General features: G+C 63.6%; 14 protein-coding genes and 2 pseudogenes. 12 read left to right on the top strand and 4 right to left on the bottom strand.

From position 1 onward, the window contains the following. Window positions 1–87: 87 nt before the first annotated feature. A pseudogene (locus QTI17_RS29750) lies at window positions 88–324 on the top strand (transposase); the annotation flags it as partial. A gap of 284 nt (window positions 325–608) precedes the next feature. On the opposite strand, the pseudogene QTI17_RS29745 reads toward QTI17_RS29750, so the two are convergent. Then, a pseudogene (locus QTI17_RS29745) lies at window positions 609–1,630 on the bottom strand (IS110 family RNA-guided transposase). A gap of 515 nt (window positions 1,631–2,145) precedes the next feature. Between QTI17_RS29745 and QTI17_RS29740 the strand changes: the two are divergent. Next, complete coding sequence (locus tag QTI17_RS29740) at window positions 2,146–2,538, top strand: hypothetical protein (protein WP_286537337.1); 393 nt, start codon at window positions 2,146–2,148, stop codon at window positions 2,536–2,538. Window positions 2,539–2,820: 282 nt separating this feature from the next. Here the strand turns inward: QTI17_RS29740 and QTI17_RS29735 are convergent, their stop codons facing one another. Then, on the bottom strand, window positions 2,821–3,372 hold the full coding sequence (locus QTI17_RS29735; RefSeq protein WP_286537336.1) for a hypothetical protein: 552 nt from the start codon (window positions 3,370–3,372) through the stop codon (window positions 2,821–2,823). Window positions 3,373–3,518: 146 nt separating this feature from the next. Here QTI17_RS29735 and QTI17_RS29730 point away from each other — a divergent pair, with 146 nt between their 5' ends. Further along, window positions 3,519–3,770 carry a DUF6429 family protein gene (locus tag QTI17_RS29730; protein ID WP_286537335.1) on the top strand — a complete coding sequence of 84 codons (252 nt, stop codon included), beginning with the start codon at window positions 3,519–3,521 and terminating at the stop codon, window positions 3,768–3,770. A gap of 169 nt (window positions 3,771–3,939) precedes the next feature. On the opposite strand, the gene QTI17_RS29725 is transcribed toward QTI17_RS29730, so the two are convergent. Further along, window positions 3,940–5,025, bottom strand: coding sequence for an IS630 family transposase (locus QTI17_RS29725; RefSeq protein ID WP_286537334.1), 1,086 nt, complete (start codon window positions 5,023–5,025; stop codon window positions 3,940–3,942). 151 nt (window positions 5,026–5,176) lie between these two features. Between QTI17_RS29725 and QTI17_RS29720 the strand changes: the two genes are divergently transcribed. Further along, window positions 5,177–6,028 carry a helix-turn-helix domain-containing protein gene (locus QTI17_RS29720; RefSeq protein WP_286537332.1) on the top strand — a complete coding sequence of 284 codons (852 nt, stop codon included), beginning with the start codon at window positions 5,177–5,179 and terminating at the stop codon, window positions 6,026–6,028. A 371-nt stretch (window positions 6,029–6,399) separates the two neighbouring features. Here QTI17_RS29720 and QTI17_RS29715 read toward each other — a convergent pair whose 3' ends face one another. Continuing rightward, window positions 6,400–7,326, bottom strand: coding sequence for a LysR family transcriptional regulator (locus QTI17_RS29715; protein ID WP_286537330.1), 927 nt, complete (start codon window positions 7,324–7,326; stop codon window positions 6,400–6,402). Window positions 7,327–7,442: 116 nt separating this feature from the next. On the opposite strand from QTI17_RS29715, the gene QTI17_RS29710 reads away from it, so the two are divergent. The 8 genes from QTI17_RS29710 (at window position 7,443) to QTI17_RS29675 (ending at window position 16,370) form a co-directional block, all read left to right on the top strand. Next, window positions 7,443–8,645, top strand: coding sequence for a CaiB/BaiF CoA transferase family protein (locus QTI17_RS29710; RefSeq protein ID WP_286537328.1), 1,203 nt, complete (start codon window positions 7,443–7,445; stop codon window positions 8,643–8,645). Next, window positions 8,642–9,124 (top strand): MaoC family dehydratase, encoded by a 483-nt coding sequence (locus QTI17_RS29705; protein WP_286537325.1) that lies wholly within the window; start codon window positions 8,642–8,644, stop codon window positions 9,122–9,124. The genes QTI17_RS29710 and QTI17_RS29705 overlap by 4 nt, the downstream gene beginning before the upstream one ends. 25 nt (window positions 9,125–9,149) lie before the next feature. Continuing rightward, on the top strand, window positions 9,150–9,941 hold the full coding sequence (locus QTI17_RS29700; protein WP_286537323.1) for a class II aldolase/adducin family protein: 792 nt from the start codon (window positions 9,150–9,152) through the stop codon (window positions 9,939–9,941). Window positions 9,942–9,982: 41 nt separating this feature from the next. Beyond that, a complete protein-coding gene (locus tag QTI17_RS29695; protein ID WP_286537321.1) occupies window positions 9,983–10,960 on the top strand; it encodes a tripartite tricarboxylate transporter substrate binding protein in 978 nt (325 codons plus the stop codon). A 31-nt stretch (window positions 10,961–10,991) separates the two neighbouring features. Next, the gene (locus tag QTI17_RS29690) at window positions 10,992–11,483 is read left to right on the top strand and encodes an amino acid kinase family protein (RefSeq protein ID WP_503011140.1); all 492 of its coding nucleotides are present in this window, start codon (window positions 10,992–10,994) and stop codon (window positions 11,481–11,483) included. Window positions 11,484–12,060: 577 nt separating this feature from the next. Beyond that, window positions 12,061–12,936, top strand: coding sequence for a tyrosine-type recombinase/integrase (locus tag QTI17_RS29685; protein WP_286537319.1), 876 nt, complete (start codon window positions 12,061–12,063; stop codon window positions 12,934–12,936). A 10-nt stretch (window positions 12,937–12,946) separates the two neighbouring features. After that, window positions 12,947–14,140 carry an IS91 family transposase gene (locus QTI17_RS29680; RefSeq protein ID WP_286537317.1) on the top strand — a complete coding sequence of 398 codons (1,194 nt, stop codon included), beginning with the start codon at window positions 12,947–12,949 and terminating at the stop codon, window positions 14,138–14,140. 508 nt (window positions 14,141–14,648) lie between these two features. Then, window positions 14,649–16,370: a serine hydrolase gene (locus QTI17_RS29675; RefSeq protein WP_286537315.1), complete on the top strand. Its 1,722-nt coding sequence runs from the start codon at window positions 14,649–14,651 to the stop codon at window positions 16,368–16,370. Window positions 16,371–16,671 lie beyond the last annotated feature (301 nt).

Genomic DNA, 16,671 nt, shown 5'->3' with positions numbered 1-16,671 from the left:
CGCGCCCCCAGTGGGTGGAGCTAGGGAGACGCTGATTTTTTCAACGTCGTCCACTCAGCCGGCGAGCGATGCGTGGTTGATCTGTTGATCAAACGCCCGAGGGGACCAGTAACGACGACGAGTCAGCGCAGCTTTGCCAGTGCCGGGTTCGCGATAAAGAAGAAGCGCACGCGGCGCGAGAGGTTTCTCGCCGAGATGGAACGCATCGTGCCCACGGCACGTTAGATGGCGGTGGTGGAACCGCTGTACCGCAGGAGCGGGCGCGTCGGTCGGCAACCGATTAGCTTGCCGAAAATGCTGCGCATGTACTGTCTTCATGTATGGACCCGACGCCTTTTGCAAGTTCTCGTTGTCAATGAGAAACGGTCTGCACACGTGTATTCGGCTTGCTTGATGGGCGACCGATACACGCCCGCAGCCTTGATGAAATCCGCGCGCCCCGTCCTTATCAGCAGTACGGCTTGAGATATTCAGCCGATAGACAGTCCAGGATCCCGGGGCGCTGGTCCGACTAGTTTCGTCATCACGCTCGAGAAGCATCGCAAACCAGTGCTGGGCTCTTCTCCCTCCGTTCTCCAAGTGATGGAGTTGCGCAAGCGATTGTCGGTTCAGGACGTGCCGGCGTCTCCGTATCGCGCGTTGCTGCCCAGCAATGCTTGCACCACCCGCGCATTCCTGTTTGCCAGGGCCACCGCCGCGCGGTTGTAGCCACGTCTGATGATCAGCTCCTGCAGCCAACGGCTACGCGCGTCGTTCTTCCCGGCAACATAGATCAGCACCGCGCCCGCTCCTTGGATCAGTAGCTTGCGAAGTAGGTGTTGCCACGCTTGCTGATGCCCCTAAGGCACGACTTTCCGCCCGACGAATATTGCTTGGGCACAAGACCGAGCCAAGCCGCCAGGTGCCGGCCGTTTTTGAACTCCTTGGCCTCACCGACGGCCGCAACGAGGGCGGTAGTCGGGATCGGTCCGATGCCGGCCACTGCAGCGACCTTCTTGCACAGAGCCGATTGCTTCATGAAAGATTTGATACGGGTCTCCGCGAGGTCGATCCGCCTCTCGAGCGTGTGGAACTCCTGGAAGAGCGCCATCATGAGCGTCTGACAGAAGCAGGTGAGTTCACCTTCGCACTCCCTGAGGATGGCAGGCACGGCCTGCCTGAACGCGGCGGGCGACCTGGCGATCGCAATGCCGCGCTCGCCGAGCAAGCCCCGGAGCTGGTTGATGAGCGCCGTGCCTTGATGGACCAGTGATTCGCGAACGCGATGCACCGCCTGTATGTCCTGTTGCTCGACCGACTTTACCGTGACGAAGCGCATCGCAGGCCGAGAAGCCGCCTCGACGATCGCCTCTGCATCGTTGCGATCGTTCTTGTTCGTCTTGACGAACGGCTTGACGTACTGCGGGCTGATGAGGCGCACACCCACACCCAAGTCCTGGCAACGTCGAGCCCAGTGGTGAGCCGAACTACATGCCTCCATGGCTACGACACGGGGTCGGAGCGCTTGCACAGCCCCAACGAGGGCAGGCCGTCCGACGTTTGCGCGATGCACGGCATGGCCGTGTCGGTCAGCGCCGTGCAGTTGGAACACGCGCTTGGCCAAGTCAATCCCGAGAATGTCGATCTCCATGATGAACCTCCAGCCAACAGCATGTCGTTGAAGAAGCGCTGAGTCTCCACGAACGGTGGCGTCGGGTCCATCTCATTGGCAGTGGTACGGCCTGGCCGACGAGGCGCTCGAACACGCGCTTGAGCCACCGCTCCAGGCCGCCTTCGTGGTCTGCCGAGATTCGATTGACAAACGGATGCGGAGAGGTTTTAGGCAGCAATTTCGCGGCGCTCGCGAGCGGCCGCTGATGGGCGCTTTGCAGTCGTCGGTCCGCGCGAGCTGACTGAGGGTTGGTGGCCGGGACTGCCTGTTCGCCAAGCCCGCCGATAGCAGTCCTTGGCCAACCGGGCGATCACGCCGAAGGTCAGCTGCCACGCACGGCCGCGAACTGGTGCTCGCGGCCAGAAGCAGGTATTGGCGACAGTCCGTTCTCCGGCAGCAGAAATTGACTGCAGCAGGGCGAAGCCATACAAATCGATTGGCAGGACGCGGCGGGCTGGCCTACATTGGTCTTCCACCCACACGAGGAGCGCAACATGCCCATCCGCATCGCATCGCTGACCCGCCGCATCGCGAAGAACGGCGCGATGCTTCACAAGGCGACGATGGACCGCGTCCACTCGCTGGGGGCAGACCATGAGCCATCCGAAGCCGAACAGGTGCTGGCCGAGGAGCGCCGCCTGCTCAAGGAGGAGCGTGCGAAGCGCCAAGCGCAAGCGCAGCAGCCGAGGGCGAAGGCCGTCGACAAGCTGGTGAGGACGCACCACGCGCAGGCCAAGGAGAAGCCAAAGGAAAAAAAGGAGCCCAAGGAGGCCAAGAAGACCAAGGCTGGCACGGCCCACAGGCCCTCGCGTGCCGAGAAGCACGCTGCGCAGGCGGCGGCCCTGCAGGCTGCGAGTAGAGCGCCGAAGAAGTCGGCAAAGACCTGAGAAGGCTCTCGGGCACCGCGCGGAACGCGGACGCGCTCTTCCGAGTACAGGCGGAGTACGAATCGCCCTGCCTCGGTGTCGCGCAGGCCCCAAACCTCCTCGCGCATGGCAGGCGGCACTTCGTCGAGCACAGGGTAGCGGGGACCGCATTCTGCCGGAAGCAGCATCGGTGACGCGAGCGCGGCGGCTGCTTCGGAGAAGTCGCTAGGACCGCAACTGGCCCGCTGAAGCCGATGCCCATGCGGCAGAATGCGGCCCGGAAGCCGACCCTGAAAATCGTCGTCAATCGTAGGTGCCGTACTCGACCAGCAGGTCGCTCATGGCATCGTCGACTCCATAGCCGATGTTTTGGCTGATGTGATGCACGAGTTTCAGGCGTTCCATGAGCAGTGGTCGCTGGCCTTGCGGCAGCCGCGCAATGGCCTGCAGCGCTTGCTCGAACATCCGCACCAGCGGGACGAAGAAGCCTTCATCCTGCAGGCCGACTTCAACGCTGAAGCCCGACGCACACTCGCAGTAGAAGACCATCAGTTCTGCCATGCCATCTGAGTGGCCAATCGCCTTCTTGTAGTTCGCGATGGATTTCTTGGCCTCTGCGACGGAGGCATTCTGGTTCTTGAACATGTCGGGCCAGAGCCAACGGTTGATGGTGGCCTTGTACGGCGCCAGGACATCTTTGCCCAGCCCGAAGCGGGCGTGAAGGAACACTCGGTTGTCCTTGCTGGCCGTGTAGAGGTCGTGCAGCAGGCCGACCAGGCCGTCGTTGTCGAAGTGGGTCAGTCTGGCCTTGACGTCGCTCCAGGACGCGGCCTTCTTCGTATTGCTTGCTTTCATCTTTGTGTGTTTGCTGCCGGGTTTGAAGCCAGTAGGCCCTGCCCGGAGGGCAGTCCGTACGGAGGGAAGGCCAAATGCCGAAAATACCATCCTGGTTCCAACTACCGCCGTGCAGCCCGTCATGCTGAACGTTGAGAGGAGATGCCATGAAATACGACATGGTCAAGGTCGAAGAAACGCTTCTGGCGTTGCTCGGCGTCTTCGAGTTCGAGAGCGGACGCGTGTGGAAGCGCTATGACTTCGCGATGATGGATGCGCTGCATGAAAAGGGGCTCATCACCGAACCTCGCGGCCGGCAAGAGTCGGTGTTCCTGACGGACGAGGGGCTGCGCCGTGCCAAGGAGCTCGCCGACAGACACTTCGGGTCCAGCGGGACGGCGGCGCCGGAGCGCCGGTAGGTACGGCAGAATGCTTGGCGGCACGGCGGCACGCGCGCAACGATTGAAGAACGTCGCGGTACGGTTCCTTGCCGGTTTGTTGCTCGCTGACCGCTGAAGTTGTTCGGCGCCTTCGGTCGGTCAGGGTCGGGCCGTCGCGGCTAGTGTTGTGCGCCACTTAAATATGTACTTAGCTTGTGCTCCTTGCCAGTGCGGCCTTGGCTCGCGTGACCTTGGCCAGGATGTCGTTGGCGCTCTTGGTCCAGATGAAGGGTTTTGGGTTGGCGTTGTGGTGGGCCACATACAGATCGATGGCCAGTTCCAGTTCGGGCACGCTGGTGAAGCTGTCGCGCCGGATGCGGTTTTCCGAGATGTCGCGGAAGAAGCGTTCGACCATGTTCAGCCACGACGCACTCGTGGGCGTGAAGTGCATGACGAACCGCGGGTGCTTGGCGAGCCAAGCCTGCACGTCGGGGTGGGTGTGCGTGCCGTAGTTGTCCACGATCAGGTGCAGCTGCAGGTGCTTGGGCGTCTTGCGCTGGATCAGGCGCAGGAACTGCAGCCACTCCGCGTGTCGGTGTTGCTGCTGGCACATGGAAATCACGGTGCCGTCCAGGGTGTTGAGCGCCGCGAACAGGGTGGTCGTGCCGTGGCGCTTGTAGTCGTGGGTGACGGTGCCGGCGCGGCCCTTCTTCATCGGCAAGCCCGGCTGGGTGCGATTGAGCGCCTGGATCTGGCTTTTCTCGTCGCAGCTCAGAACCAGGGCGCGCTCGGGAGGATTGAGGTACAGCCCCACGACGTCCAGCAACTTGTCCTCGAAGCGCGGGTCGCGCGAGAGCTTGAAGCTGCTCTGCCGATGCGGTTTCAGGCCGTTGCGCTTCCACACGCGGCGAATCGTCGTCGGCCCCACACCGAGCTGCGCGGCCAGCGTGCGCGTGCTCCAGTGCGTGGCAGCAATAGGCCTGTCATGCAGCGTCTTGTCCACGATCGTCGATTCAAACTCGGCGGTGGTCACGCTGGGGGTACGCCCGGGGCGCGGCGCATCGTGCATCAGGGCGTCCACCCCGCCTTCCAGGAAGCGCTGGCGCCACAAGGCCACCTGGCGTCGATCCAGATCGACCTCGGAGGCGATGTCCTTGTTCTGCCAGCCCTGGGCGGCCAACAACACGATCTTGGCGCGTTGCTGCACACGCGCCTCGACGCGGCCTCGCCGCGCCAGGGCTGTCAACTCCCGTTGAACAGCAGCATCCAGTTCGATCCTTGGGGCAATGCGCATGACGACCTCCGTCGAGGTCGGAGTGTGCCGCATCAAATAAGTTCCACTATTTCAAGCGCACAGCACTAGGTACTTACCCGGGATGCCCTCGAATCAGGGCCCGCCAAGGCGAACAATCGCACCGTCAACCCATGTGGGAAGGATCTGAAAGATGGCGGAGGCGTACGCGCTGCACGAGGGAGCTTTTGGCACGGCGATCGTTCTCGAATCGCGCGCCAACCTGGTGTCGCACGCTCATTCCGAATCGCAACTGGCGCTTTGGCTCGGCGGGAACCGCGCGGTCGCCAACGTGGGCACCGAGGTCGTGCCCTACGGCGAGAACGTCGCGCTCGGCGTCAACGCCTTCGAGGCGCATGACATGGTGATGGAGGGCAAGGGCACGTGCCTCTTCCTCGTCTTCATGATCTCCAAGCAGTGGCTGGATGCGCTGGGCAACGCAACGGGACGCAACTTTCGATTTCCTTCGCCGCGCGTTCCCATCAGTTCCGCAATGCGCCGATCGTGCTGGCGGGTGCTCGACCTGATCATCTCTGCCGACAAGTCGCGCCCGGCCATCGACGACGAAGTAGAGCGGCTTCTGGAGGCGGCCATTGCGGCTTCGACCACCGGCGGCGCCGAACTGCCTGCGAGTTCCGTGGGCGTGATGCTTGATCATCGGCTGCGCAGCGCCATTGCCCACATGCGTGAACACGTTTCCGAAATCACGACCATTGACGAGATCGCGGCGAAGGTCGGACTGTCGCGCGCGCACTTCTTCGCTCTTTTTCGCGACCAGCTCAACACGACGCCTCAGGTGTTCTGGAGCGGCGTGCGGGTCGAGGAAGCCATGCGCCGCGTTGCCGAAGGCGGCGCGCTGACCGAAGTGGCGATGGATCTCGGTTTTTCAGCGCCAGGCAATTTTTCGCGCTTCTTCAAGGAGCACACCGGTGTCTCGCCGTCGATCTTCAAGCGGGCGGCGCGCGATCCGTCGCCTGTGACCGTTACCGGTATCCCCAGGGAGTAGTACCAGGGCTTGCGGTGACTGCGTTCGCCGGCATACCGGCCACACGCCAGTCGATGACGACCGGCAGCACCGAGCCCTGAGTTCCATTCCTTCTGTTTTGATAGACTGGCCTTGGACGCAGCGCCCGTGCCCGACTTCGGACACTGGGAGGCATGCTGCAGCCCGTGTTGGGAATTCGCTGTTGTGCAGCGAGCTGGCCAACGCCATAAGCGCGGCCGCATTGCCTGCCCATCTGCTCGGTGAGATGACGCTTCATCTAACGCCGCGTCGCTAAGAAGTTTGACCTTGCGGCGTGTTCCCACTTCCCTCAGGAATAGCCACGGAGGTGGAACTGCTCAAGAAGCGTCTGATCGGTGAAAGGCTAAGGAAGCTCACGAATGCTCGCCGCCCGCGGACACACTTCGGCTCGTAAATGCTTGATGCAACGCCAGTTCACGAAACCGAAGCGCCGCAGGGTTATGAGTGTCAACTCGCGTTGCCATCGCCAATGAGATGCCCGCTGAAGCCGGAAGCCCCTGAACGGGCCGGAACACCACATCCCGTGCAGCCAGTCGCGCACTGACTGAAGGCACCAGGGCCACCCCCATTCCGCTTTGCACCAGACTAATCACCGTTTGAACCTGGGTCGCTTCCTGGGCGACGTGCGGCGTCAACCCGGCCTGCTGGAACACCAGCATCACCATGGCGTGCAGGCCCGGAACCTGCGTCGAGGCGTAGTCCACGAAAGGCTCGCGCGCCAATTCTCGCAGCGTGAGGCGCTTCTTTCGCGCCAGCGCGTGCGTTGACGGCATGACCGCACAGAACACGTCACGCTCCACGATCTCGAACAGCAGGGTGCTGGCCGATCCGGTCGGATAGCGGACCAGCCCTACGTCTAATTCGCCGCTTTCAACCATTGCAAGCAGTTCCAGGTTGGCGGACTCGCGCAGCACCAATTCGACCTGCGGATAGCGGGCGCGAAACGCGGGCAGCAGCCTTGGCAGCAGCGCGTAGGTGGCCGAGCCTACAAAGCCCACCCGCAGCGTCCCCCGCTCGCCGCCGGCTGCGGCGAGCGCTGCGTCACGCAAGGCTTTCGCATCGTTCACGCAGCGTCGGGCCAAGGCCAGTGCGGCAATGCCGGCCGCCGTCAACGCGACGCCGCGCGCTTGGCGAGTGAACAGCGGCGCGCCCACCTCCTCCTCCAGCTTGCGGATCGCCACCGACAGCGGCGGCTGCGCCATGTGCAGGCGCTCGGCAGCGCGGCCGAAGTTGAGCGTCTCGGCCACGGCAATGAACTGGTGCAACTGGCGCAGCTCCATGAGGCTTACCTTTCATGTATGGCAAATGACATGAACGGTATTGGACGCGTTAAGGCTCCACTTCTACGATTCGTGCATACCCCAACAGACGAGCGGCCCGAGACACCGCCAGCCCCATGACCAAGCCTCCTGCGTCGAACCTGCCACTCGAAGGCGTCCGCGTCCTCGACCTGAGCGCGGTCGTGCTCGGGCCCTACGCCAGCCAGAATTTGGCCGAGTACGGCGCCGACGTCATCAAGATCGAACCGCCCGAAGGCGACTCCACCCGGCGCACCGGCCCCAGCACCGAGCCCGGCATGGGCGCGATCTTCCTCGGCGTCAACCGCGGCAAGCGCAGCGTGGTGCTGGACCTCAAGCGGGCCGATGCCCGCGCCGCGCTGCTCACGCTGGTCGACACCGCCGACGTGCTGATGCACAGCATTCGCCCGCAAAAGCTCGCGGCCATCGGCCTGGACCCCGACACCCTGCTGGCGCGTAACCCGCGCCTGGTCTATGTCGGCCTGCACGGCTTCGCGGAGGACGGTCCCTACGGCGGCATGCCCGCATACGACGACATCATCCAGGGCCTCTCGGGTTGCGCGGCCCTGATGGAGCGCCAGTCCGGCGCCCCGCAGTACTTTCCGACGATCGCCGCCGACAAGACCTCCGGTCTGGTCGCCACTCACGCCATCCTCGCCGCATTGTTCCGGCGCGAGCGCACCGGCAAGGGCGGGTACGTCGAGGTTCCGATGCTCGAATCGATGGTGTCGTTCAACCTGGTCGAGCACTTCTACGGACATCACTTCTCGCCGCCGCTGGCCGACACCGGCTACCCGCGCCTGTTCGCCAAGCATCGCCGGCCCTACCGCACGGCCGATGGCTACCTCTGCGCGATGCCCTACACCGACATGCACTGGAAGCGCTTCTTCACCGAAGGCGGCATGCCCGAGGCCGCAGCCGATCCGCGCTTTGCCAACATCACGGAGCGCACACGCAACATCGACGCGCTCTACACGCTGGCCGCGCAGGTCATCGAAACGCGCGGCACCGATGAATGGCTTGAAGTGTTCGCCCGCCTCGAAGTGCCGGCCTCGCGCATGAACCGCCTCGAAGACCTGCCCGAGGACAAGCACCTGAAGGCGACCGGCTTCTTCAAGACCATCGACGACCCGAAGATGGGCAAGCTGAACTTCCCCGGTGCGCCGGTGCGCATCGATCGACAACAACTGCCGGTGCGCATGGCCCCGCGACTGGGCGAGCACACCCACCAGGTGCTGAGCGAAGCCGGCATCGCACCCATTGGCACCGAACAACCCGCCTTGCAAGGAGCACCGATATGACCGCACCCACAACAGCCAAGTACCCGCTGCTGGGCCATGGCTTCTTCTGGCAAGACCTCGAGGTCGGCCAGAGATTCCAGACCTTCAACCGCACCGTGACCGAGACCGACCTGGTCAATTTCATCTCGTGCACTGGCATGCTGGAGATCATCTTCATCGATGCCGAAGGTGCGGCCAGCGCCATCGGCGGACGCCCGGTGCCCGCAGCGCTGACCTATTCGCTCATCGAAGGCTTCATCCTGCAAACCATGATCCAGGGCACGGGCATGGCGATGCTCGAATGCACGCAGAAAGTGCTGGGCCCGGTGCGCGTCAACGACACCATCCACGCGGTGGTCGAGGTCGCCGGCGTCAAGCCCACCTCCAAGGGCAACCGCGCCATCGTCGATTCGAACATCGACGTCTTCAACCAGCGCGGCGAAGCCGTGCTGCGCTACACGGCGCGCCGCATGCTCGCTGGCCGCCCCGAATCCCACTGACCTTTCAATGCAAGGCCCACTCACCATGACCGCTGCTGTCCAGACCCGCCCTGCCTCCGTTCGTGATCGCGTGAGCGATGCGGAATGGAAGGTTCGCACCGACCTTGCCGCCTGCTACCGCTTGGTGGCCAAGTACGGCATGAGCGACCTCATCTACAACCACATCACGGCCAAGGTGCCGGGCGATGCCAAGCACTTCCTGATCAACCCGTTCGGCTTGCTCTATACGGAGATCACGGCCTCGTGCTTCTACACGCTGGACCTCGACGGCAACGTCGTCGACAAGCCCGACGGCGAGTTCGGCGAGTTCCCCGTGAACCGCGCGGGCTTCATGATCCACAGCGCCGTGCATGGCGCACGGCCCGATCTGAAGTGCGTCATGCACACGCATACCCGTGCTGGCATGGCGGTCTCCGCGATGAAGCAAGGATTGCTGCCGCTCACGCAATCGGCCATGCGCTTCTACGGCGCGATCGGCTTCCACGACTACGAGCAGCCCACGGTTGACATGAGCGAGCGCGACCGCATCGCGCGCGACCTTGGCCCGCACAGCACGCTGGTCTTGCGCAATCACGGACTGGTGGCCTGCGGCCCGAGCGTGCAGGACACGTGGAACCTCATGTACTGGCTCGAGACCGCGTGCCAAGTGCAGGTCGACGTGCTGGCCAGTGGCGCCGAAGTCAGCATGCCCAGCGCCGAACTGGCCGCCCAGATGGCGAAGCGCTACGGCCCGCAAGGCAAGGTCAACTTTTCGCCGATGGAATGGCCTGCGCTGCTGCGCCAGCTCGATCGCGAAGACCCTTCGTACAAGACCTGAGCGGCTGAACGCTCACCCCATTCAATAAACCGGAGACAACCATGTTCAAGCCCCTCGCCCTCGCCCTGGCCGCCACGGCCGTTTTCGCCACGCCTCTGCTTTCGCATGCCGAAGACAAATACCCGTCCAAGGCGGTGAAGATCATCGTGCCCTATGCGCCGGGCGGTCCCAACGACATCGTGGCCCGGTTGCTCGCAGCCAGGCTCGGAGAGATCGAGAAACAGTCCTTCATCGTCGAGAACAAGCCGGGCGGCGGCTCCAACATCGGCGCCGATTTCGTCGCCAAGGCGCCGGCCGACGGCTACACCTTCTTGATCGCTGCGACCTCGCATGCCATCAACATGACGTTGTTCCCGAAGGAGCAGCTGAAGTACGACCTGCTGAAGGACCTTGCGCCGGTCTCGATGATCATGACCGGTCCGCTGGTGTTGGTAACGCGGCCTGACTTCCCGGCCCGCAACCTGAAAGAGCTCGTCGCAGCGGCCAAGGCAAAGCCCGGTGAGTTGTCGTTCGCCTCTTCGGGCAACGGTTCGTCGACGCATCTCGGTGGCGAAATGCTCAACAGCGCGGCCGGCATCAAGACCATTCATGTGCCCTACAAAGGCAGCGGCCCCGGCCTCACCGACGTGATGGGCGGCCAGACCACTTACATGCTCGACACCATGATCTCGGCCACGCCCTTCGTGACGTCGGGCAAGCTCAAGGCATTGGCCGTCACGGGCAAGAAGCGCTCGCCTGTTCTACCCAACGTCCCGACCGTGGCCGAACAGGGCTACCCCAACTTCGAAGCGGTTGCGTTCATCGGCATGATGGCGCCGGCCGCGACACCCAAGCCGATCATCGACAAGATCAACGCGGACATGCAGAAGATCCTCGCGATGCCGGAAATCAAGGACAAGCTGGCGGCGCAGGGTTTTGCCGCCGAGTGGATGAAGCCGGCTGACTTCGGCAGCTACCTCGCTAAGGAAGTGCCCAAGTGGGGTGCCATCGTTAAAGGCGCGAACGTCAAGGTCGACTGATATTGCCGGCCCAGGCTGTGAAGACGGACAGTTGCGCTGGCGTCGTGTGGTCGCTTCACCCGAACCGAAGCGCATCTTCGAACTGCGGCCCGTACGCTGGCTGCTCGAGCACAACACGATCGTGATCGCAGCCGGCGGCGGAGGCATTCCAGCCGCCTACGCGCCGGGTGACAGACGAAGACTTGGCGGCATCGAGTGCGTCATCGACAAGGACTTTGCGAGCGAACTGCTCGCGCGCGAACTCGGTGCCGACCTCTACGTCATGCTGACCGATGCCGATGCAGTCTATGTGGATTGGGGAAAGCCGACGCAACGGGCGATCCGACGCGCTTCGCCCGATGCGTTGGCTGCAATGAGCTTTGCGTCGGGTTCCATGGGGCCGAAGGTCGATGCGGCATGTCGCTTCGCAAAGTCGACGGGCAAGCCAGCCGTGATAGGTGCGCTCGAGGATCTCGGTCGCATCATCTCCGGTGAAGCGGGCACCACGATTTCTACGGCAGAAGCTGGAATCGTTTTCACATAGGCACGGGGGACTTGCCCAAGCCACTCTTGCCATCGCGGAGCTGGTAGCTGCGTTTGGGCCGAGATTCCGATAGGCGAGAGAACGATCGCTACGCAAGCTGCTCGCGAGCCGGTCCTCAGTGCGGTCGAATCGGATCTCAGACCTGCCATTCGGTCTGCTCAAGATGCTCAGTCGAACTAGCGCACGATGCGGACCCGGCTGTCGATTCATCAAAGGTGCTTTCACTTTGTCCAGCTTCCGGCCCCGAGTGCAGCCGTCAAGCCGGGCAACGACCGGTATGACCTGAAGCGGACATAGGTCGGTGGCGGAGCGGCCGACTGCTCATGTTGAGGCTTGTCCAACACCTGCCCTCAGGTTGCTGTCGTGTTTGGCGCAGTGCGTCGCATGGGCAGGTATCGGACAACCCTCAACAGTCCCGGCCATAACCCGCCTTTGGGCGAAGGCGCTCAATTCGCCCGCCGGACGAAACCGCTCTCGCGGTAGGCGCTTCGCGCACCCTATGGACACGTCGTGACCGAGCTGCCGCCACCGTTGACGGCGAGGCAATCCCGCCTCGCTCATCAACGGAGCATCAACCATGGACACGATCATCCCGGCGGTTACGCCGCTGCGTCAACGCATGCTCGAGGACATGCGCATTCGCAAGCTTGAGGCGCGCACCCAGGAGGCCTACATCCGCGCCGTGCGCAAGCTCGCTGCATACCTGCACCGCTCGCCCGACAGCGCAACCGTGGAGGACCTGCGCAACTTCCAACTCCACCTCGTCGACTCGGGCACTTCACCCATCACGCTGAACGCCACACTGACCGGCCTGCGGTTCTTCTTCGATGTCACCGTGGGCCGCGCCGAGCTGATGGCCAAGATGCAGGCGGTCAAGCTGCCGCGCACCCTGCCGGTGGTGCTCAGCCCGCAGGAGGTCGCACGCCTGATCGCCGCGGCGCGCAACGTGAAGCATCAGGCCGCACTGTCAGTGGCCTACGGCGCAGGCCTGCGAGCCAGCGAAGTCATCGGCCTGAAGGTCACCGACGTGGACAGCCAGCGCATGACGCTTCGGGTGGAACAAGGCAAGGGCCGTAAGGACCGCTACGCCATGCTCAGCCCAGTGCTGCTGCAGCGCCTTCGCACATGGTGGCGCATCGCCCACGCACAGGGTCGCATGCTGCCGGGTGGCTGGCTGTTCCCGGGCATGAATCCGACGGATCCGCTCACCGCGCGGCAACTCAACCGCGCCGTGCACGCCGCCGCCGAGGCGGCCGGCATCGACAAGCGCGTATCCGCGCACAGTCTGCGGCACAGCTTCGCCACCCACCTGCTGGAACGCAAGGTCGACATCCGCGTCATCCAGGTGCTGCTGGGCCACAAGCGACTGGAGACGACCTCGGTCTATACCCACGTCGCGACCGACCTGCTGCACGAGGTGCTCAGCCCTTTGGAAGCGTTGCCGCCAAGCTGAGGCTCCGGTCGTGGGTCGGTCGTCCCTGGAGGTCGCCGACATCTTCCGCCAGCACGGTCCAGCGTGGCGAGCCGGGCAGCGCGGCCACCTGAGCCTGACGCAGCTCAAGGTCATGTCGGCCATCGAACAGTGCCGCAGCGCGGCACTGGGTGGGCACGTCTTGCGCTGCGAGGGGTGCGGCGCCGATCAGATCTCCTACAACTCCTGCCGCAATCGCCACTGCCCAAAGTGCCAGAGTGCCGCTGCGCAGCGTTGGCTCGATGCACGCCAGGCCGATCAGCTGCCGGTGGAGTACTACCACGTGGTGTTCACGCTACCCGCGCAGATCGCCGACATCGCCTACCAGAACAAGGCCGCCCTCTATGGGCTGCTGTTCGACTTGGCTGCCGAAGTGTTGATGACGATCGCCGCCGATCCGAAGCACCTGGGCGCCAGGATCGGCGCCACGCTGGTCCTGCACACCTGGGGCTCGGCGCTGACCCACCACCCGCATGTGCACGGCATCGTGCCTGGTGGCGGATTGGCCCCTGATGGCAAGACCTGGGTGGCGTGCAGGCCGGGCTTCTTCCTGCCGGTGCGAGTGCTGTCGCGCTTGTTCCGGCGGCGCTTCCTGGAGGAACTGCTGCGGCTGCACGGCAGTGGCCATCTGAAGTTCTTCGGCGAACATGCCCAGCTGTCTGACGCGCGGGCCTTCAAGGCCTGGCTTGCGCCGTTGCGCAAGGTCGAGTGGGTGGTCTACGCCAAGCGACCCTTCGCCGGGCCGCAGGCCGTGCTGGCGTATCTGTCGCGCTACACCCACCGGGTGGCGATCTCCAACAGCCGGCTGCTCGCGCTGGACGAGCGCGGCGTGAGCTTCCGGTGGAAAGACTACCGCGCCAAGGGCAGGACGCGCTACAAGGCCATGACGCTGTCTCCGCAGGAGTTCATGCGTCGGTTCCTGCTGCACGTGCTGCCCTGTGGCTTCCATCGCATTCGTCACTACGGGCTGCTGGCCAATGGCACGCGCAAGGTGAGTCTGACTGCGGCGCGCGACTTCTTGATCACGGCGCCCGAGCCAACCCCTGGGGCCGGCAGCGCCGAAGCCGTCAGCACCGACCCTCACGTCGCACGCTGCACCTTCATCTGTCGGCACTGCGGCCACGCGATGATCATCGTGCAGACCTTCGCTCGCGGTGCCGCGATCCGCGCACCTCCACCGTCATGACCTACGCTCCACTTGAGCTCGGTGCCGATGATCGACATGTGCTTATCGGCTGGGTCGGCACGTGCCTGCAGCAGCGATCAGCTCAGTGCGGCCGCTGTCGTGCGCCGCCGAATGCACGGCGCAGAACTGCGAGGCCTCGCTGTCAGCCACGCTCGGCATGCGCGCATCATTCGCGCGTCAGCACAGACCATCTTGCGTCCGCCCAAATCCCCATAGCGTCAGCGCCCTGAACGCCCGCTGTGGACTCGGTCCGCGGTCTCCTCCCTCGAGGCTTGTGCGACACCTGCCCTCCGGACGTCGTCGTGCATCGCTCTGCGCCAGTCTCCGGGCAGGTATCTCACAACCCTAAACAATAGCCGACCTTCGCGGCTCGCACGCAACAATTTCTGTCCCATTTAGGGCGGCGTTCTCTGAAGCGCTTGCACACCAACTCGCCGTGCATCAACAATCGCCCACGCGTGACGATGAGGCCTCGCACACGTGGTTATTCGCCGTAGCAGGAGGACTGATGGCACTTCGCCTCGACGATTTCGAAGATTTCATGACCCAAACCTTGCGCGAGTGGAACGTTCCGGGCGCGGCGGTGTGCGTACTGTCCGGCGACGAGTTAGTGCTGCGCCAGGGATACGGATACCGGGACTGGGCGACTCGCGCTCCGTTCACGACGGAAACTCTCTTTCCCATCGCGTCCAATACCAAGCTCTTCACCTCGATGGCTGCGGGGCTGCTCGTCGAGCAAGGTCAGCTAACCTGGGATGAGCCCATTCGCGACAAAGTGCCCTTCATCCGCTTTGCGACGGAGGCGCTGAACAACACGGTGACCCTGCGCGACATGCTTTCGCATCGGACAGGGATACATCGGCACGACAGCGTGTGGAACAAGGCTCCGTTCACACCCGCTGAAATCTTTGAGCGCCTGCGCTACCTGCGGCCGGTGGAGACGCTGCGCCAGAGCTTCATCTACAACAACCTGATGTATGCCGCCGTCGGCCACGTCATCCATCTACTCACGGGGGAGCCGTGGGCAGAATTTGTTCGGGGCCATCTGCTGGAACCGGCGGGGATGGGAAAAACCCTGTTCTCGCACGCCGAACTGCTGGCGAGCACTGACCGGGCCGTGCCCTATATCGAGAAGCGAGATTCCGAAGAACTTCTGCGGTTGCCCGATGAAGACCAACTGAGCGGATCGACCGCCGCCGGCGGTATGGTTTCCACTCTGGACGATATGTCGAAGTGGCTGCGGCTCCTGATGGACGACGGGCGCGTAGCCGAGCGACAGATCGTGCCGCGACAGGTTGTCCAGGAAACCATGGTGCCCGCCGTGGCGCTGCCTAACACGCTGGCGCTGACGCGCGGATGGCGCGAAATCCTGAACGCGACCTATGGTCTGGGGCGGCACACCGCTGTGTACCGCGGGCATTTCATCTGCTACCACGGCGGGTCGCTCGATGGGGTCACTTCCCAGGTTCTACTGTTGCCGCACGAACGCATCGGCGTGGTGACGTTCGTGATCGGTGACAGCTTCGGAGTTCTGCGGGACACCATCGCCTACCAAGCCGTCGAGCGCCTGCTCGGCTTGCCACCAACGCCGTGGCACGAACGCTGGCTCGCCGTCAAGAAAGTCTTTCGCGAAGGTATGACCCAGGCACGGCAACGCGCGGGGAACGAGCGCATACCAGGCACCGTGCCTTCGCATCCACTTCCTGCGTATGTCGGTGAGTATGAGCATCCAGCTTATGGACGGGCCGTGATCCGTCACGAATCCGAAGGGCTCCGCTTCGCGTTTCGCGCTGCGGACCTGGCACTCGGTCATGCGCACTACGACCGATTTGACACCCCCGACGACGAGCTCCGAGGCAAGTGGTCGCTAAACTTCACCACGGACCCGCAGGGCGACATCGGCGCGCTGCACATGGTGCTCGACCAGGCCGAGGCGACATTCGTCCGTATCGCGCCCCACCCAACAGCCGACGCGCTCTTGGCCCTATGCGGCACATTCGAAACCGTGTCGGGCGTCAAGTGGCGGATTGGCGTCAAGAACGGTGCGCGGCTCTATCTGTGCTTTCCGGGAACGCCCGATGTGGAACTGGCGCCCTACAAGGCCTCCAGCTTCAGGATTCCGCGGTTTCCGGATCGCGTCTACGCGTTCGAAACCGACGAGGACGGGCGGTGCTGTCTGCGCATCACGGGGCCCGACGGCGTCTATCTGCTGACGCGCGTCGCGTTGTGATGGGCCGGTCGAGCACAAGAATCTAAAGCACACGGGGTGCGTTAATTTCAAAGTCTCTCTCGAGCGAGAGAGACAGGGCTCGTCGGGCATCGACAGCGAGGTTTGAGGACGGCACCCCGGCCAAAAGCTCGTCAGGTATTCATTGGTCACTCACGGTTTTCCGTGATCGACAGGGGGTAATGTAGCGGTTACGCTTACACAATTGACATTTCGTTGCGCCTCTAGGTGCCTGAAGCCATGCACGAGCCTTTCATGCACCGCGCCTGCGCTGCTGTCGCGCCACTTTCGACTTTTCACTCAC

This window comes from Variovorax sp. J31P179 (assembly GCF_030316985.1).
GTDB lineage: Bacteria > Pseudomonadota > Gammaproteobacteria > Burkholderiales > Burkholderiaceae_C > Variovorax > Variovorax ginsengisoli_B.
This window is presented reverse-complemented; position numbering and strand designations above follow the sequence as displayed.

Excerpts from the sequence above, each read along its gene's own strand:
- QTI17_RS29740 (WP_286537337.1), top strand. The coding sequence starts at position 2,146 with ATGCCCATCCGCATCGCATCGCTGACCCGCCGCATCGCGAAGAACGGC.
- QTI17_RS29735 (WP_286537336.1), bottom strand. The coding sequence starts at position 3,372 with ATGAAAGCAAGCAATACGAAGAAGGCCGCGTCCTGGAGCGACGTCAAG.
- QTI17_RS29730 (WP_286537335.1), top strand. The coding sequence starts at position 3,519 with ATGAAATACGACATGGTCAAGGTCGAAGAAACGCTTCTGGCGTTGCTC.
- QTI17_RS29725 (WP_286537334.1), bottom strand. The coding sequence starts at position 5,025 with ATGCGCATTGCCCCAAGGATCGAACTGGATGCTGCTGTTCAACGGGAG.
- QTI17_RS29720 (WP_286537332.1), top strand. The coding sequence starts at position 5,177 with ATGGCGGAGGCGTACGCGCTGCACGAGGGAGCTTTTGGCACGGCGATC.
- QTI17_RS29715 (WP_286537330.1), bottom strand. The coding sequence starts at position 7,326 with ATGGAGCTGCGCCAGTTGCACCAGTTCATTGCCGTGGCCGAGACGCTC.
- QTI17_RS29710 (WP_286537328.1), top strand. The coding sequence starts at position 7,443 with ATGACCAAGCCTCCTGCGTCGAACCTGCCACTCGAAGGCGTCCGCGTC.
- QTI17_RS29705 (WP_286537325.1), top strand. The coding sequence starts at position 8,642 with ATGACCGCACCCACAACAGCCAAGTACCCGCTGCTGGGCCATGGCTTC.
- QTI17_RS29700 (WP_286537323.1), top strand. The coding sequence starts at position 9,150 with ATGACCGCTGCTGTCCAGACCCGCCCTGCCTCCGTTCGTGATCGCGTG.
- QTI17_RS29695 (WP_286537321.1), top strand. The coding sequence starts at position 9,983 with ATGTTCAAGCCCCTCGCCCTCGCCCTGGCCGCCACGGCCGTTTTCGCC.
- QTI17_RS29685 (WP_286537319.1), top strand. The coding sequence starts at position 12,061 with ATGGACACGATCATCCCGGCGGTTACGCCGCTGCGTCAACGCATGCTC.
- QTI17_RS29675 (WP_286537315.1), top strand. The coding sequence starts at position 14,649 with ATGGCACTTCGCCTCGACGATTTCGAAGATTTCATGACCCAAACCTTG.